Source organism: Phocaeicola dorei (assembly GCF_013009555.1).
GTDB lineage: Bacteria > Bacteroidota > Bacteroidia > Bacteroidales > Bacteroidaceae > Phocaeicola > Phocaeicola dorei.
In genome coordinates this window covers 2,839,098-2,855,009 of the sequence record NZ_CP046176.1, presented here as the reverse complement: position 1 = coordinate 2,855,009, position 15,912 = coordinate 2,839,098, and the positions used below count along the sequence as shown (strand labels likewise).

Annotated in this window: 12 protein-coding genes and 1 rRNA gene; 6 read left to right on the top strand and 7 right to left on the bottom strand. The window is 38.4% G+C overall.

The features are described from left to right. Window positions 1-526: 526 nt before the first annotated feature. The 7 genes from GKD17_RS11975 to GKD17_RS11945 all read right to left on the bottom strand — a co-directional run bounded on the left by GKD17_RS11975 (window position 527) and on the right by GKD17_RS11945 (window position 5,923). The gene (locus GKD17_RS11975) at window positions 527-2,893 is read right to left on the bottom strand and encodes a TraG/VirB4 family ATPase (RefSeq protein WP_170272830.1); all 2,367 of its coding nucleotides are present in this window, start codon (window positions 2,891-2,893) and stop codon (window positions 527-529) included. Window positions 2,894-2,908: 15 nt separating this feature from the next. Then, window positions 2,909-3,199 (bottom strand): hypothetical protein, encoded by a 291-nt coding sequence (locus GKD17_RS11970; protein WP_005649295.1) that lies wholly within the window; start codon window positions 3,197-3,199, stop codon window positions 2,909-2,911. Window positions 3,200-3,211: 12 nt separating this feature from the next. Beyond that, complete coding sequence (locus tag GKD17_RS11965) at window positions 3,212-3,568, bottom strand: DUF4134 domain-containing protein (protein WP_007835272.1); 357 nt, start codon at window positions 3,566-3,568, stop codon at window positions 3,212-3,214. 67 nt (window positions 3,569-3,635) lie between these two features. Further along, window positions 3,636-4,070, bottom strand: a complete 435-nt coding sequence (locus GKD17_RS11960) for a hypothetical protein (RefSeq protein ID WP_007835274.1) — start codon at window positions 4,068-4,070, stop codon at window positions 3,636-3,638. Then, the gene (locus GKD17_RS11955) at window positions 4,052-4,669 is read right to left on the bottom strand and encodes a hypothetical protein (RefSeq protein WP_007835276.1); all 618 of its coding nucleotides are present in this window, start codon (window positions 4,667-4,669) and stop codon (window positions 4,052-4,054) included. Before GKD17_RS11955 ends, GKD17_RS11960 begins: the two co-directional genes overlap by 19 nt. A gap of 3 nt (window positions 4,670-4,672) precedes the next feature. Further along, entirely contained in the window at window positions 4,673-5,071 is a 399-nt protein-coding gene (locus GKD17_RS11950) for a hypothetical protein (RefSeq protein WP_007835278.1), read from the bottom strand. Window positions 5,072-5,098: 27 nt separating this feature from the next. After that, window positions 5,099-5,923 carry a ParA family protein gene (locus tag GKD17_RS11945; RefSeq protein ID WP_007835280.1) on the bottom strand — a complete coding sequence of 275 codons (825 nt, stop codon included), beginning with the start codon at window positions 5,921-5,923 and terminating at the stop codon, window positions 5,099-5,101. A gap of 279 nt (window positions 5,924-6,202) precedes the next feature. Here GKD17_RS11945 and GKD17_RS11940 point away from each other — a divergent pair, with 279 nt between their 5' ends. The 6 genes from GKD17_RS11940 (at window position 6,203) to rrf (ending at window position 15,396) form a co-directional block, all read left to right on the top strand. Further along, window positions 6,203-6,625: a hypothetical protein gene (locus tag GKD17_RS11940; RefSeq protein WP_007835281.1), complete on the top strand. Its 423-nt coding sequence runs from the start codon at window positions 6,203-6,205 to the stop codon at window positions 6,623-6,625. Between the two features lie 6 nt (window positions 6,626-6,631). Continuing rightward, window positions 6,632-10,615 (top strand): AAA domain-containing protein, encoded by a 3,984-nt coding sequence (locus GKD17_RS11935; protein WP_007835283.1) that lies wholly within the window; start codon window positions 6,632-6,634, stop codon window positions 10,613-10,615. After that, window positions 10,612-13,014 carry a phospholipase D-like domain-containing protein gene (locus GKD17_RS11930; RefSeq protein WP_007835285.1) on the top strand — a complete coding sequence of 801 codons (2,403 nt, stop codon included), beginning with the start codon at window positions 10,612-10,614 and terminating at the stop codon, window positions 13,012-13,014. Before GKD17_RS11935 ends, GKD17_RS11930 begins: the two co-directional genes overlap by 4 nt. A 47-nt stretch (window positions 13,015-13,061) precedes the next feature. Continuing rightward, on the top strand, window positions 13,062-13,649 hold the full coding sequence (locus GKD17_RS11925) for a hypothetical protein (protein ID WP_007835286.1): 588 nt from the start codon (window positions 13,062-13,064) through the stop codon (window positions 13,647-13,649). Window positions 13,650-13,653: 4 nt separating this feature from the next. Beyond that, on the top strand, window positions 13,654-15,288 hold the full coding sequence (locus GKD17_RS11920) for an AAA family ATPase (RefSeq protein WP_007835287.1): 1,635 nt from the start codon (window positions 13,654-13,656) through the stop codon (window positions 15,286-15,288). Next, window positions 15,289-15,396: ribosomal RNA gene (rrf, locus tag GKD17_RS11915) — 5S ribosomal RNA — on the top strand. Window positions 15,397-15,912 lie beyond the last annotated feature (516 nt).

The following is a 15,912-nucleotide window of genomic DNA, read 5'->3' as shown; positions in this document are numbered from 1 at the left end:
TTAATTGTATTAATAATTAGCTGCTTCCCTTCGCCATGTACAAGGCGTTACCTTGCTCAAACTACTATGGAAGCTCCGTTACCACTCCGAATTTTCATAGGTCGAACCTAATAGCCTTTCGGCACTTCGGGATAGGTAATCCCCGTTTATCACATCGTAACTGTTGGCATGATAGATTGTCGGATACGACTTCCGTCCTTTACTCGCTTACTGCGGTTGTGTCGTGATAAGTTCTTGCTACATTCATACCTATTCACTGAAGTAGTATCACGATATGGCGGTTGATAGTTACCTTACGCCATAGCCTCAAGGGGGACCACTCAGACTATCGTTCAATCAATTCGGACTTTATCCTCATATCTATCTTTTCATCTCGCCATTCAGTCGCAGTTTGGTAACTAACTGACTTATGACTTTTCCGACATGCTACACTCCCTGCTCGGTTAAGTTTTCCCGAAACAGATAAGTCGGCTGATGATAGGTTATTTTCAAAGAACACGTTCCTAATCTCTTGCCAAAGAGATATTTACGATGCAATCTTTACGGGCGCACACAAATACTTTATATATTCTGCCATGGTAGGTGAAGCGATTGCCTTCCATGCCTCTTCAATGATAAGAGCCTTCCGTCCCTTCTTGATACGCATCTTCTGCAGGAACACGTCCATGATAATAAGCACCACAATCGGAAAAAGCACCGGATCATCCTTTATTTTATCTATTTCGAACACAATGAAACGCTCGTCAAACAGATTAATGTCGAGGTCGGAGTTCAGCGTCATCTCCAGTTCGCCGCCACGGTAGAACTGTTTCAGTATGGCCGCAAAGTCATGTATATTGAAACTGATTTTCTCTAGCTGTGTAATCTGCGGAATGCGCTCCAGGGCAAACTCATAGTAGGAATTGAACGATAGTTCCTGAACCTTCAGCCTGCGCTTCTGTTCCTCCATGTGGTCAATCTGCCTGTCTATCTTAATCAGCATGGAATTGTTATAAAGTTCCCTCTTATATTTTTCTATGATGGCAAGTGCACGTTCCTTTTCCGATTCTGTGGCCGCTTCATCATTAATCAGAGCAGTCAGTGAACGGCACTGTCGTATCAGCTTCAGACGGCGTACTTCAGAAGGCAGCAGCAGGGCACGGCTTTCAGCCTTCTCCTGAACCTCTTCCGTGTTTATCTGCCTGTCGATGTCCTCCATGCTGTGCGTGTACTGTTCATAGTCATCCTCCATCTTGGCGGCGACCAGCAGTTTCTGCCTCAATGCCTCACGCTCACTGTCACTGAACCCTTCAAAAGGATTGAAATAGGCCTCGTAATATTCTACGATGGTCTGGTTTATCAGCATGTCCTCAATCTTTGTTGGAAATGCGTTACCCTTGAATATCAGGAATATCAGCGATTTGAGAAAGTTCTTCTTCTCCCCGAAATTAAGCTCATATTCCTCCTTCGTGACCTTGAATGGATTCATGGAAATGGGCTTCTCCTTCGAGTAGGCTATGTATGTACCCTTGTAATATCCACATATGCCTTCGTATGAATCACCCGTATCCACCATGACCACATCCGTATTCTGTTCCAGAAGCTGACGTACCACATTGTTCATGTGGAACGACTTGCCGGAACCGGAAGGGCCGATACAGAAGAAGTTGGCATTGTCCGTCATTTTCTTCTTGCCTTCCTTGCCGGTAATGTCGATACATACAGGTAACCCCTGACGGTCGGTGTAGTATGTGGTCAGCGGTGTATCCTCAGACTCCTTCAGATGCTCCTTGAAGAAAAAGCACAGGGCAGCATCCGAAAGCGTCAGGAACAGGTCATAGTCCGGGTTGAAAGCATAGCCGTTACCGGGAAAACTGTCCATGAAAAGCTCCAGCTGATTGTAGGCTGTTCTTGACGGCATGATGCCGCACTCATACAGCTTTGTCTCCAGAAAGGAAGTTACAGGAGTTACTTTGTCAGGGGGACAGCTCACCAGAATGTTGAAGTTGCAGTACACAAGCATGGTACTGTCAACGGCCAGCCTGTCCAGCACTTCCTCAATGTCAGCCTTGGCAATACGGTTGCTCGGGTCCGGCATGGAACCGTGACGCTTCGCTTTGGCCTGAAGCTTACGCAGCAGCTTCCTCTGTCCTGGTATTTGAATGACCTGGTTGAACACCACACAGTCCGAGTAGGGGACGCCGGTAAGGAAAGAAAGCAGGTCTGTAGCAATTCCGTATCCGTTGATGTTCATCTGCGTGTACGGCTTTACCATGGAAGGCAGGTTTATCTCGTCAATATCCACCAGCGGATAGGAACGGATGATACGGTCACCAGTCCTGAGATATTCGTCCGAAGCCTTGAAGTTGGTCATTGAGAACGGTCCGTGCCGGAACTGGAATGCCATGAAACGGTGACAGTACTCGCTGACTTCCTCCTTGCCGAGCTTTCTGTGCCGGATATGCTTTTCGGTCAGAATATCATCCGTCTTTGATACCTTGGAATGGAAATCGAGCCATCTCTTCGGGTCGTACTGGATGAACTGGTTCTTCTGAGCCTCCTGGGTAAGGATAAGAAAAGTCCTTATCTCTGTGAACTCCCTTCCCTCGAAGTATCTGAAATAGCTCCTTGTCAGGAACTCCGCATCGTCCGGTACGTCATGATGATATGCCTGTCTGCACAGAATGTCCTGCTTCTGCAGTGCATATCCCTCACCGATGGTCTGAAGGATATTGGATAGCACGTCATGAAACAGCATGTACTGCTGCGCATCCGTACAGAGCTGCTGGACCGGATTGGTTATTTCGAAGATAACGGACGGCTCGCCTCTGGCCGAGAACAGCACGACATTGCCGTCCGTCTCCTCCAGCTGCGCATAGAGTCCGTCAAAAATTCTTTTCCTTTTGTGTGCCATACTGTATAAAGTGATTTACTGTTCTTTTCTCAGGCTTCTGTAGATATAGATGCCTCTTGCCCTTTTCTTGTTGTGGAGTCCTCCACGCTGCTTGATGTAGATGGTTATCAGTCCCACCAGTGCCATGACCATCATGGCTATGAAACCTGCAACCTTCCCCAAGGCGATTGAGAAACCGATGAAGCCTACGAATGATACGCCTATGGCTGCCGCTGCCAGAGTAAGGAAACGGCCGCGTATGCCCATAAACTCCAGCGGTTTCTGCAATCCCTTGAACACAGGGTATCCTTCCTGATTCATTGTCATGCCGGGTAAGGATTACTGGAAGAACAGCGGAAGAGCTTCCGAAAGTGCGATGAATGCGATACAGCCTCCGATGGTAAGCATGATGGTCTTCTTCACATCCTGGTCTCCGTTCTGCATCTTGAAATAGACGTTGAAGGCACCGACCAGGACGATAACGGCTGCAATGGCCTTCATCAGGTTCGATACCGGAGTCTGGTAGGAACTGACTTCCTGAGTGGCCTTGGTAAAACCAGCTGCACCCTTGCTTCCTGCCATTGCATTGGATGTGGAAATAACAAGTGCAATTGCCGCCACCACACACTTCTGTCCAAAACTTGAACCGATGAAACGTTCCGTAAGATTCCGGGCACTTTTCTTTATTATCTGCATTTCTGAATAATGTTAAATGATTTCATCGCCAAAGAAACAGATGTCACTAAAGGAACGGTATATAATATCAGGCATTCTCACAGCTGAAGATAACGGCACCGAGGTCACTTGTACCGGTCTCTGCCAGTCTGTTTATTTCCTGAATGATATTCTCAACCAGAATGCCGTCAGTCATGATGGCCTCCCGGTAAACGTGTCTGGAAGATTCTGATTTGGATGCAGATTTCTCTGTACCGTCAGAATCAGTATTTTCATTCTCAGGTTCGGGATTCCCTGTATTATTCTGTTCTGAACTTTCTTCTTTGGAATCAGGTTCATCCCGGTTTATTCTTATCGGTCTGAAGCTTCGTGCCTCTTCCGATATGTCAATGTCCTCTTCATTATGGCTGTCCTGCTCGGCATTCTGTGCGGCCTTTGCCCTCTGGAAGTCCATGAAAATCATTGCCGCATAGTAGAATACCATTGCCACGAAGAGAAGGAATACTATCTGTCCGTACTGCATGGCTGTTGTAATATGATGTTGGATGAAAAAGCGGAACAGTCCTCCGGAAACGGAAGGATATGCAGTCCCAGTCTGATACCCCGGCTTTCCAGACGTTCCCTGCGTTCCGTAGTGCCGGTATAATAAATCACGTTGTGTTCCTCACTGATGATGTATCCGTTTGACTTCATGTTTGAGCGCACCCTTACCTTCGCCCTGTTTGAAATGACACGGATACCGGTTATGGGTTCCAGTCCGAAGACGATACGCCGTCTTTCCCTCTTTACCATCTGGGTACGGATACGTGAGGAAATCAGGTGTTTCTCTTCACTGCTGCGTTTCAGTCCGAGTGCAGCGGCTATGCGTCCGACACTCATCCGGGTAATGCCGAGAGCTTTCCCTATCTCAGAGAAGGAACACTCCTGAAAGTGGTTCCTGATATAGTCGGCACGCTCCATCCATCTGGATTTGGCCATTTTTACAAGTCCAAGTTCACGGGCTTTCTGCTTGACGGTCGATTCGCTCAGATTAAGAACGGCAGCGGTATAGGCTGTGGTCTCTACCGGATACAGCTCGACAAGAGCGGCCAGCATCCTGTCAGTCCAGTCTGTCTTTTTCATATCCTACAGATTATAACTGTTAAACAAAGATTTCTTTTCCCTTCTGTATTCTGCCAGACGTAGCAGGTATGACTTGAAGAATGCCCTTACGATGGCATTCACCAGGTCAGAGCGACATCTGCCATGTATATCGCAGTCGTCCAGTGAATCCGCAAGGTCACGGTCAAGCTTGCAGACAAGCCTTTCAGTTTTGTCCGTTCCCGAACCGTCCGATTGAAGGAATTCCATGAAGTCATCCCAGCATCCTGTATCCGAAAAGGAAACAGCAGTATCCTTTTCCTGTGTTTCATTATTATTTTCTCTTTGCTCAACCTGTGTTTCTACGGTATCTTCCGTCAATATAAGTTCTGAATCATTGATGCCTCTTGTCAGGTCATCTATTTCCGGTATATCCTTACTCATAGTGCTATGGTTATTGAAGTTTACTGATTATTCTGGTTCTTTATTCTGATTTTCGTTACTGTCCTGTGAAGCTTCATCAGACTGCTGTGCCTTCTTTTTCTTCTTAGGTTTGGGATTCAGATTTTCCGTCAGCTGTATGCCTTTGAGTTCTTTTTCCCTTATCGGTTGAAGTGTATCGAAGATACTCTGATAGACCTTGTCAAAGACCGGTGTAACGATAGCGGCCTGCATATCCAGTGCCGCCATGGTGCTGAACCGTTCCATATCCGCACGTTTGGGAATCTTCGCAGTGACGTATCCATAGTTGGAGAAGGTATCCCTTGCATTGTCCCAGATAAGCAGTTCTGAACGCTTGCCGATTCTTCCGTCGTTCAAATTGGGAATGATGAAGAGTCTGGCCTTCATCCTTTCACCGACAGCTTTTTTCAGCCGGTCAACAAACATGAGGAAACTAGCCGTGGACGGAACGGTTATCAGATCATAGTGAAATGGAACAATAATGATATCCGAGTTGACGAATATGGGTATCAGCCCTTCCGCTTTCAGACTGCCGGGAGAATCCATAAGTACAACGTCGATTTCAGGATCGTTGTGCAGCTTCTCCATAAGGGAAGTCATCATCGCCTTGTCGTTGGCTTCATATGCCCATACCTCGTATGGCATTTCCTGTTCGCCATATTTTCTGATGTCAGCCTTACGGCATTTCATGATGGAGTGCTGGAAGTCGCAGTCAATCACTACAACCCTTACACCATTTGTCACCAGATAGTTGGCAAAGGTTACGCAAAGGGTAGTTTTTCCTACACCTCCTTTTTGATTGGCAAATGTCACTATAACCGGAGTCTGTATCATTTCAAGTATTGATTGATTTTGTGACAAATGTATTAACCAAGATTTTCAGGTAAGAAATGTGCAACACATTTGTGATTTGGGATGGATAAACCGGAATATTCAGATAGATGAAATTTGAATAGCATGTTTTATTTAACTATAAAAGTTACAATAGTACATTACATTGTACAATAGTTGTTTATGTCGTGTGATTTCGTGTAACAATACTCATACATTGTACAAATATAAACTTGTCACTTTTTGGACATTTAATTAACTTTGTACCCAAAATAAATAACAATGGATAAATTCATTAAAAATCTCATAGAAGGCAATAATTTCCCACCAAAAGGTTCTGTTGCTTTCACCTCTTCAGATCACGTAAGATTTCAAAATAATCAAGATATATCTGGCCATAACTATGGAGCAAACAGAAGATTAGTCATAGAAAAAAATATTGAAGATGGAGAAGGATATACAGTCACTATGTTTAACTTAGACGGTATACATCCTTTGTGGCAGAACAATATACAGATGTCTCCAAAACGTATGCGCATTACTAATGTTAGCGACAATATAGTTCAACTTCGTGGTTATGGGTATGATAGCATGGGAACTTCATTTGCGGATTATGGCGTAGTTTTACTTATTGAAAATGAAGAAATTATACGTGCTCAATTAAATATGTACGACCGAAACATAAGTATAGTTTATCTAAAATAAAATAATATGGCTGAATTAGATAGAACATTCACGGAAGAATTATTTACAGAGGTATTGGAGTCAACACCATGTATTATTGTATACTCTCAACAAGCCTTTGAGTGTAGCAAGAATTATCTTAAATCTACAACTCAGACAGCAAAAGAAATCTTCGAATCTATTCTTGGTGTCCATCAATGCAAAATTATTTATAAAGGAAAGAACAAGAAAGACTTTCGAAAATATCAGTTTATTATCGAAGAATTGAAGTTATCTATATATGTTACGCCAAGACAAAATCTAACTGAATTCTCGTTAAACTATATCTCAGACGAGGAATTTGTTGTCCCAACTGATTCTTCTGAATATAAGAGCATGAATCTGAAATTCATGGCTGAAGAATATATTAATCACAATCTAATGGATTTCCTCGATCGCAATGACCTTATGACATCATATCGTGAAATCAAGGATTTCTGTACTAGTCTTCTTTCCTTGAAAGAACCAGTAAGAGAGATAAATAGAGAACAATCTCGAAAAATGTGGAAAGCATATATTGATGGTGAAAGAGCTTTAAATACAGATAAGAAGGAATTATTTATTGTAGAAGAAGTCGGAAGCATAGAGAAAGAGCACTATAATGACCGCACGTATAATACATTAACATTAAAAGTTAAAGCTCCAACTCTTCAGGAAAGATTGACTTCAGCTATAAAAAGTGTTCAAGCTACAAAATACCGTAATCCTAATATAGATTTTGTAACAAATAATAAAGGAGAAATATCATTTGTCGGTTACGTTGATATAACAGAAGAAATTCTTGAAGAGTTATCAAATGTAGCTGCTGATAACTGCTATAAAGTAGCTGAAGATGTAAAGCATATTCTTTCTGGTAGTTTAACACTTAAGTCGTCAGAAAATCTTGATGATTTGTTGGAGAGTATAAATTCAAACCTAAATGATTATGATCCGAACTATAGCTATGCAGATGGGGTATATACCTTTAACAATGATAGTCAAGCGTTATATCTAGAAGAATTAATAAAATCTGATTATCCTGAAACATTGACAACTGAACGCAGGACTGTTATAGTCGCATCGTTTAAAAGCAACCAAAATATAGCTTCAATTATATCTGAGATTAAAGAAATGCCAGGAGTGATAGATGTACTTGATTCTGTTAGTGGTCAACTACTTATAAAAACTCAGGGAAAAAGTTATCTTAACTTTAACTCTCAAGCAATACAAAGTATAAGAATTGCTGCTTGCAGAGCTATCTTTACACCTACAGATTTTAGACCAGATGTGCAAATTGAAGGTCTTTCTGTAAGTGGGAATTCATATATTTTTACTTCTAATGATTCTTATTCTTTTTTCAACACTGCATACGAGATGCACCAGAAGGTTATTGCTGCATATGATAATAAGACCTTCATAAAAAAAGAATACGACTATGGCTGTTTTGTAATTCCGAATAAGGGATTGTTGCGTGAAATGCAGTTAAAATTTGTTTCTAACAAACGGATTAGAGTTAAAGCAGCATCAGGATTGGTTGAATTTTATCCAGCTGATTATAACAACTATATAGAATTACTTTCTCAAGTTCGCCAACATTGTGGTGAATCTTTAAGTATTCAAGAACCGGAATATCATCCTTCTGTTGCTATCAAATTATTAAGTGATGATATTAGCTATTGTAAGAAAGTTTATAAGGAGGTAGCGGAAAAAATAACTGAGATTGCTCCTTCTTTTACAGCCTCTTTTGAAAATGATGAAACATGTCAGGTTCTCAATTACACTATTGAGTATACTGAGTTGGAAGAATTAGCTTCATTTCATGATGCTATCAACTCTAGTATAACTTTATACCCATCTTTGCTTACAAATGAATATGATTTAAATGATGAAGGTAAAACTATATTGTCTTTTGAGTTTGACCATCAATTAAATATAAAATTTGAAAAGAATCTTAGAAATGGTTATATAAATGAGAACGTAAATCTCATCAAGGCTAATGAATATGATGCTATTAATGAAGCGATAGATTTGGCATATGAGGAAGAGTATCAGGATTATGATGAAATTAAAGAACTGAGAAATAACAGAACTCAAATGCTGAAAAATGCTTTGAAGCTAGGAAAATGCATTGGAAGAAAACTCAATAGTATTAAATTTGAAATTAGCTCAGAATTTATTGAATACATGGAGGATCGCAATGCCCAAGGACGAGTTGAGAGATTTATACATGTTGGAGACTACTTGCAATTTCCAATGGTTGGCAAATCTTCTGAGTTACAAAGATTGGCCGATTCAATGTTGCGAATTACCAATCCAAACCAGTTCTATCCACATTCAAAAACTAAAAGGATTCCTGCACCTGCTAATCCAAGATTATGTGACTTCCTATTTGATCCCAGATATGCAGGTGAATTTGATGAGAATCTTGAAGAGGTTAAGAAACGAATAACAGAAACAAAAATTGAAAAGTTCCTTAATGATAAGCAATTGGAGGCTGTAGCAAAAGCTGTTTCTGCTCCTGATATTGCAATTATTCAAGGCCCTCCTGGTACAGGTAAGACAACTGTTATTGCAGAGATTATATGGCAACAAATACTTAAGAAACCTGATTCGAAGATTCTTCTAACTTCACAAACTAACCTTGCAGTTGACAATGCTCTTGAAAGATTGCAGGGGCGTAGAGGTATTAGACCTGTACGAATCCAGAATGCATCAACGGAGAAAGAAATCGGAATAGAAGCAAAAAGGTACATGTTGGACTTTATGGAAGATTGGTGTATTAAACCAAGTGCTGAGAATGAAGACAATGGTACAAACATTTGGATAGACTCCATTCTTAAAGGCATGACAGATGATACTAAGTATGCATCTGTTATAAATCAATGGAAGAGGGATCTTACTGTCAGAGATCGCAATACAAGAGAGTATTTCTATGAAGCATATAAGAGTAATGTAAATCTTGTTGCTGCCACTTGTAGTATATGTGGCTCCAAACAACTTCAAGAAATATATAAATATTTGTTTGGTAACAATGAGAATGCTTTTGATGTTGTTATTATGGATGAAGCAAGTAAGGCTACACCATTGGAGATGTCTGTACCTATGGTATGGGGAAAGAAAATCATCATCATAGGTGACCATAAACAGCTTCCACCGATGATGAATGAAAATAACATCATAACATCCTTGAAAAAGGCAAATCAAAAAGTATTGGCAGAAACCATCGAAAGCTTCAAGGAGTCACAATTTGAAATATTATTTAGAACAGCATTCAAACTCAAACCATCAATAGTCGCAACTTTGGATACACAATACCGAATGCATAAAAAGATTATGGATACGATTGGTCATTTCTATAGTGAAGAACTTGAAGAAGGTCTGAAATGTGGACTTGCTGATGAAGACATGGATAATGAACAATATAATGCTAGAGGAAGTCGTTATCATGGACTTACTATTCCTGGGTTTATTGAACCACAAACACATGCTATTTGGGTTAATGTAAATACATATGAAAGCCAGCCGAGTGGCTCTACATCATATGTAAATTACGGTGAACTAGATGCTATTAAAACAGTCATTAAAGCCTTGCAAAAAGCAGACGGTTTCCAAAAGTTTATGGATTCTCAAGAAAAACCAGAAGATAAAGAAATAGGTATAATAACTTTCTATGGAGCACAATATGGTAAAATTAAAGAAATGTACAAGGATGGAAAAATTGACAAGTCACTTCCTTGTAGAATTAATGTAGTGGACAAGTTCCAAGGTATGGAGCGTAACATAATCATAATTTCAACCGTGAGAAGCAATAAAGAGAAGCATTACGGATTTGCTGAAGATATTAGGCGTATAAATGTCGGTTTCTCTCGTGCAAGAAGACTTCTAATTGTCATTGGGAATAGAGACTTCTTTAGAGAAAATGCTCATTATAAAAAATCAATTGATGAGATGGACCATTTTGATATTAAACAACTTCAACATTTGGTAAGATGAAACAAAATACATATAACAAGGGACGAAACAAAAATTTTACCCCAAAGTCTAAGAAGTTTAAGTCACAACCTCTAAAAGAGGATTTTGACAAAAAGGAAACTATTGAAGAGACGTTGGATCAACGCCTCAATAATGTCATTGATAAAAATAAAGCAATATCTGAACTCATTATCGGATATATACCATATACTATTAAATTTGTAGCTCAGTTATATAAAGGAGTTACAAACAAACCGGAAAAAATTTCAGCATTTGAGAAAGCCATTGTTGGAATAATTAGTATTGACGGACAAACATCACTTTCCAATATTGGCAAAATATTAGGATTGGATATAGAGCATGACATTGCTGAACAAAAGATGATTCGTAATGCTATTGACTCTATGATTCGATACAATCTTGTGACGGGCGACGAGTCCGCATATTTTATCACGGAACAGGGACAAGAATTTGCCTCTCATGGTGAGAGAATGAAATCATTTAGTTCCGATTTTGAACTTTGGTATTTAAATAATAATCATTCTTTTGCAGGATTACGTGACTGTATCCCATCTGATGATATTCAACTTATCAATGAATCAGATTTCTTAAAAGAGGAAGAATCTTTAACCCCTCTAAGCTTTGAAGAAATAAAAGCGCTTTCTGAGATACAAGCATCAAATATGCAGAGTTCAAAGGGAAGATTTATTCTTCAGAATGCAGACCCACAAAATCACAATTTTTATAAGTACGAATTGATAGTTTGTTTTGTTCAGAGCATTAGAACAAAACAAGTCAGGGCTATTGTTTATGACGATATTACACAGAGTGTTTTGCCTCAGTTATCTCAATTAATTGAAGATGATGGAGATTTAAAACAGACTTTGTTTTCCAAAATGCTTCAAGCTGCAAGTGAGAGTGAAGACCTTACGATTTACAATGATTTAGACCTTGCCAAGTCTGATCCTTTGGTAAAGGAAGATGTGGCAAATATTATTACGGCAGAAAAGAAACTTATTGAGCAAGAGGATAAGCAATCTATAGCAAATGAAGAAAATAAAAAGACAGAGGAGGTTAATTCTAATGACCTTTCAGAAAGGCTTCATAAACGTGCATTATATGATACTATTGCATTTGAATCCGAATTGCATAATATCTTCCAAACTGACAAACCTGATGAAATTTGGTTATCCAGTCCATGGGTAGCAGATGGTACATTTATGCGCAATAGGCTTCCTTTAATCAAGAATTATCTTAAACAAGGAGGTAAAGTATTCATATCATACTCTTCTCCAGATGAAGGGCTTGATAGCCACAAGGATAAAATGGTAGGAAACCAATCCCAAAAAGCACTTGAAACTTTGGAAACTGAATACGGTAGGCAGTTCTTTCATGTTGAGCTTCCTGCATTCCATAAGAAGAATGTTATTGAAGTAAAAAATGGTCAATGTGTATTGTTTACAGGGAGTTTTAACGTTCTATCATTTTCTGTGACACCTAAAAATATCACTCATGTTAGAACAGAAGAGATGTGTCTAGCTCATTATCAAGCTGCAATTAATCAATATCATTTATCAAAGAAACAATTTGCAGAAAAGTACATTGAAAAAGCATTGCAAGAGATTTCCAAATTGCCTTCAGGTGATGTACAAAACTACAAAAATGAGAAGATTGAGTATTTTAGAAAAGATGCTAACCTTGAGGAATTATTTATTGATTACGATAATATTCTTGAGGAACGTAGAGCACTGGCAAAATCTGAACTGCTTACAAAAGAGATAGAGGCATTAAAGAATGAAATTGAGAGTAAAATGTCAAATGGCCTATCTCAAAAAGAGGTTGGTTTTTATAGGGCAAAATTGTTTAAATTATCATCTGCATGTGATGGTTCTATCATAAGTGATGATATTCAAAATGTAATTATTCACTTACAGAAGCTAATTAATTCATCTACAATGAAGTCAAAGGTGAATAATGCAAGTGATTCATATAATCCTAAAAAGAAGAATGATGTAGGTAATACAGAATCCTATGATAGGATTTTATCTTTAACAATGTCCTTCTATGAACTAGAGCCCACAGATTCAATATCTATTATAAAACATCTCACAGCTCTCTTTTACTTGTCGTCATACGATAATGCTATAAAAGCAAATATTGGGGACAAGTGGAAGGATAAGTTGATTGCTTTATTGAGCAGCTCAGAATTAAGGAAACTATTCAAATACAACATATTAAAAGATAAACAAGAAGGAGCTTCTCGTGTATTTATAGCTATAGATGAAAAGTTGTATGCTTTTTATAATATCAGATTAGGTAATAAATTGGTAAAGCAATTGCTTCCAGATAAAATCTTTTTGAATAAAGATGATTACCATGATCCATTAAAAAATATTGAAGAATTGTTATTTTCATTATAATTATGTCAAGATTTGAATCATCTAGGTTTGTACGAAACCCTCAAATAATGAATGCTAATGTTTTAATGGCTGCATGTGAGACGTTAGGATGGAAGTATTCTTTGCAAAACAATATATTATTGGTTACTGAAGTTGGAAATGATTCTAACTTCAATGGTGAGTTTGCCTTGAGATTAGATGTGTCAACTAACGAGGTTACTTACAATACTTATTATATGCCAAATGCATATGTAAAAGTAGAAGAATTAAAGGAAAAGTTTCAAGAGCTCAATGCTGAATACTCGAAAAATGCTTTAATCTCTGAATTTGAAAAATACGGATTTACCTATAGATCGAATTATACTTTTACACCTACAGAAGAAGAAAGGTTTAGTTTTTATATGGAGGCAAAATCGTATGACCCACTAGAAGATGAACCTTTTGCCTCTATTAAATTTACTATACTAAAAGACGGGACCATTATAACAGATTCTGACTATTTACCAAATGATATAAACGAAAAGGCTCATGAAGCTATGGATATATTGGAGCAGCATTTAGGTAACAAACGTGTAATGACAAAAAAGCCTGTTCCTGCCAAATATTTAAGTAAAATGAAGCCTCGTAGAACAATTAATTTAAATCAAAATTCATAATAGTATGGAAGATGTTTTTCAGAAACTTATCCTAATGATTAGGGCATACTACCCTGTATTATATCTTCATAGTTACGAATACTACAGAACGAAACAAAAGATTAAAGGTATTGTAGAGCTGTTGCGTAGAGAAGGTAAGAAAGTAAATTACTATCAATGGGATTGTGTATATGGACTTGTTCAGATATTACCTGATAAAACAGAGAAAAGAATTGAGCGTATGCAAAACCCTCTTGAAGTGTTAGCTTATATTCTTAACTCAAAAAAGTCTGGGGAGAAAAATATATTTGTTCTTGATGATATAAATAATCATATTGAAAGGGATGAAGTTAAATTGATGTTCCGTAAAATTGCAGAAGCAACAAATAACAATACCCATGCAATTATTCTATCGTCAATTTACAGACTTCCTGCTGAATTGGAAAAGTATATTACTGTATTACAAATACCACTTCCTAAACGTAATGAATTGGGAGAAGTTTTGGATATAGTGGCGAAGCAGTCAAAAGTTGAACTCAAAACAAACCTAAGAAATAGACTGATAGATGCTGCGTTAGGAATGACATCAATGGAGGCAGATTTAGCTTACTGCCTTGCCTCTGTTAAGGATGGCTTTGACGATAAGTCTCCTTTTACTGTATCTTCTGAAAAGGAGCAGATTATTAGGAAATCGGGCATTTTGGATTACTTTCCCAAAAATGAAAGTCTAAAAGATGTCGGAGGTATGGAAAATTTAAAGGAGTGGCTTAAAAAAAGGCAGTTAGCATATGACAAGGAAGCTCGTGATTGGGGATTAAAAGAGCCTAAGGGCTTGCTTTTGTTGGGTGTCCCAGGATGCGGAAAGAGCTTAATAGCTAAAAGTATTGCTTCTAGTTGGAATATGCCTTTACTTCGGTTAGATGTAGGAAAAGTCTTTCAGGGTATTGTAGGGTCGAGTGAAGATAATATTCGAAAAGCAATTGCAACTGCCGAAGCTGTTGCTCCATGTGTATTATGGATTGACGAAATAGAAAAAGGTCTTAGCGGTGTACAATCAAGTGGAGCTACAGATGGTGGTGTGACTTCTAGAATATTTTCTACAATATTAACATGGATGCAGGAAAAGACAGCACCTGTATTCGTTGTGGCAACTGCTAATAATATTAATCAACTACCTCCAGAACTACTTAGAAAAGGCAGATTTGACGAAATCTTTTTTGTGGATCTTCCAAGTCAGAAAGAAAAAGAGAATATTTTTTCCATACATTTGCAAAAAAATCGTCAAAATGTATCTTCATTTGCTTTAGATATTTTAGCCCAAAAAGCTGAAGGATTTAATGGAGCAGAAATTGAAGAATGTGTAAAGGAAGCTATGTTTACTGCATATGTAGAATCACAAGAATCTAATATTGCTCCCAAATTACAGATGATACATATTTTGGATGCTATCAAAAATACCGTACCTCTTTCTAAGACTATGGAGAAACAGATAACTGATCTTAGAAAATTTGCTGTTTCAAGAGCTAAAAATGCTTCTAAAGAGATTGTCTTAGAAAATAGAATGGAAATGCCAATTCTGCTAACTCGTCCAGAATTGGAACTGGAACGCTCATTCGATTCGGGGTTTTCTGAGAAAGATAGTAAAAGTAACAATATATAATTAGGCGTTAACAAAACGTTGTCCCACCTCTTCCCATTCCGAACAGAGAAGTGAAATGCGTTTATGCTGATGGTACTGCAAATGCGGGAGAGTAAGTGAATGCCAGCCCGGAAGCAAACAGGGATGATAACATGTGATGCACTAACTATCAAATTTTACAGAATTATGTTCGATAAATTTTATTTTTTGAACAATGGTGATGTATAGTTTGAGCAGTCTCGCAACAAAGGGGCTGCTCCTAAAAAGACATCTCCTTTTGGGGAAGAGTTTTAGAAACAATTGGGTAAGCGACTCGCTGATTTAATTTGGGTATCAATTATGATACTTCTGATATCTCTTCTCTAAGCAGACCTCCTGAGCATGAGGGTAAAAGGCTCATTTATAATATATGCTTGAATTAGAACTAAAATAATACAGTAGTGATATCTGTGTATTATACCAATGGAAGTTGCTTTATACTTGACCTTCTATAGAAGGCTCTTGCCACGTATGGATATCAGTATCACTATCGCAATGAATATTTTTTGCGAACCATGGTCAACTTTAATATAATTGACATAATGAGGGAGATCAGATAAGTAACGTCTCTATGCTTTTGTTTGATTTGTTTAAAGAAATGAAATT

Coding starts and splice junctions, on each gene's coding strand:
- GKD17_RS11935 (WP_007835283.1), top strand. CDS start 6,632: ATGGCTGAATTAGATAGAACATTCACGGAAGAATTATTTACAGAGGTA.
- GKD17_RS11920 (WP_007835287.1), top strand. CDS start 13,654: ATGGAAGATGTTTTTCAGAAACTTATCCTAATGATTAGGGCATACTAC.
- GKD17_RS11960 (WP_007835274.1), bottom strand. CDS start 4,070: ATGCAGTACGGACAGATAGTATTCCTTCTCTTCGTGGCAATGGTATTC.
- GKD17_RS11950 (WP_007835278.1), bottom strand. CDS start 5,071: ATGAGTAAGGATATACCGGAAATAGATGACCTGACAAGAGGCATCAAT.
- GKD17_RS11970 (WP_005649295.1), bottom strand. CDS start 3,199: ATGACAATGAATCAGGAAGGATACCCTGTGTTCAAGGGATTGCAGAAA.
- GKD17_RS11930 (WP_007835285.1), top strand. CDS start 10,612: ATGAAACAAAATACATATAACAAGGGACGAAACAAAAATTTTACCCCA.
- GKD17_RS11965 (WP_007835272.1), bottom strand. CDS start 3,568: ATGCAGATAATAAAGAAAAGTGCCCGGAATCTTACGGAACGTTTCATC.
- GKD17_RS11955 (WP_007835276.1), bottom strand. CDS start 4,669: ATGAAAAAGACAGACTGGACTGACAGGATGCTGGCCGCTCTTGTCGAG.
- GKD17_RS11975 (WP_170272830.1), bottom strand. CDS start 2,893: ATGGCACACAAAAGGAAAAGAATTTTTGACGGACTCTATGCGCAGCTG.
- GKD17_RS11945 (WP_007835280.1), bottom strand. CDS start 5,923: ATGATACAGACTCCGGTTATAGTGACATTTGCCAATCAAAAAGGAGGT.
- GKD17_RS11940 (WP_007835281.1), top strand. CDS start 6,203: ATGGATAAATTCATTAAAAATCTCATAGAAGGCAATAATTTCCCACCA.
- GKD17_RS11925 (WP_007835286.1), top strand. CDS start 13,062: ATGAATGCTAATGTTTTAATGGCTGCATGTGAGACGTTAGGATGGAAG.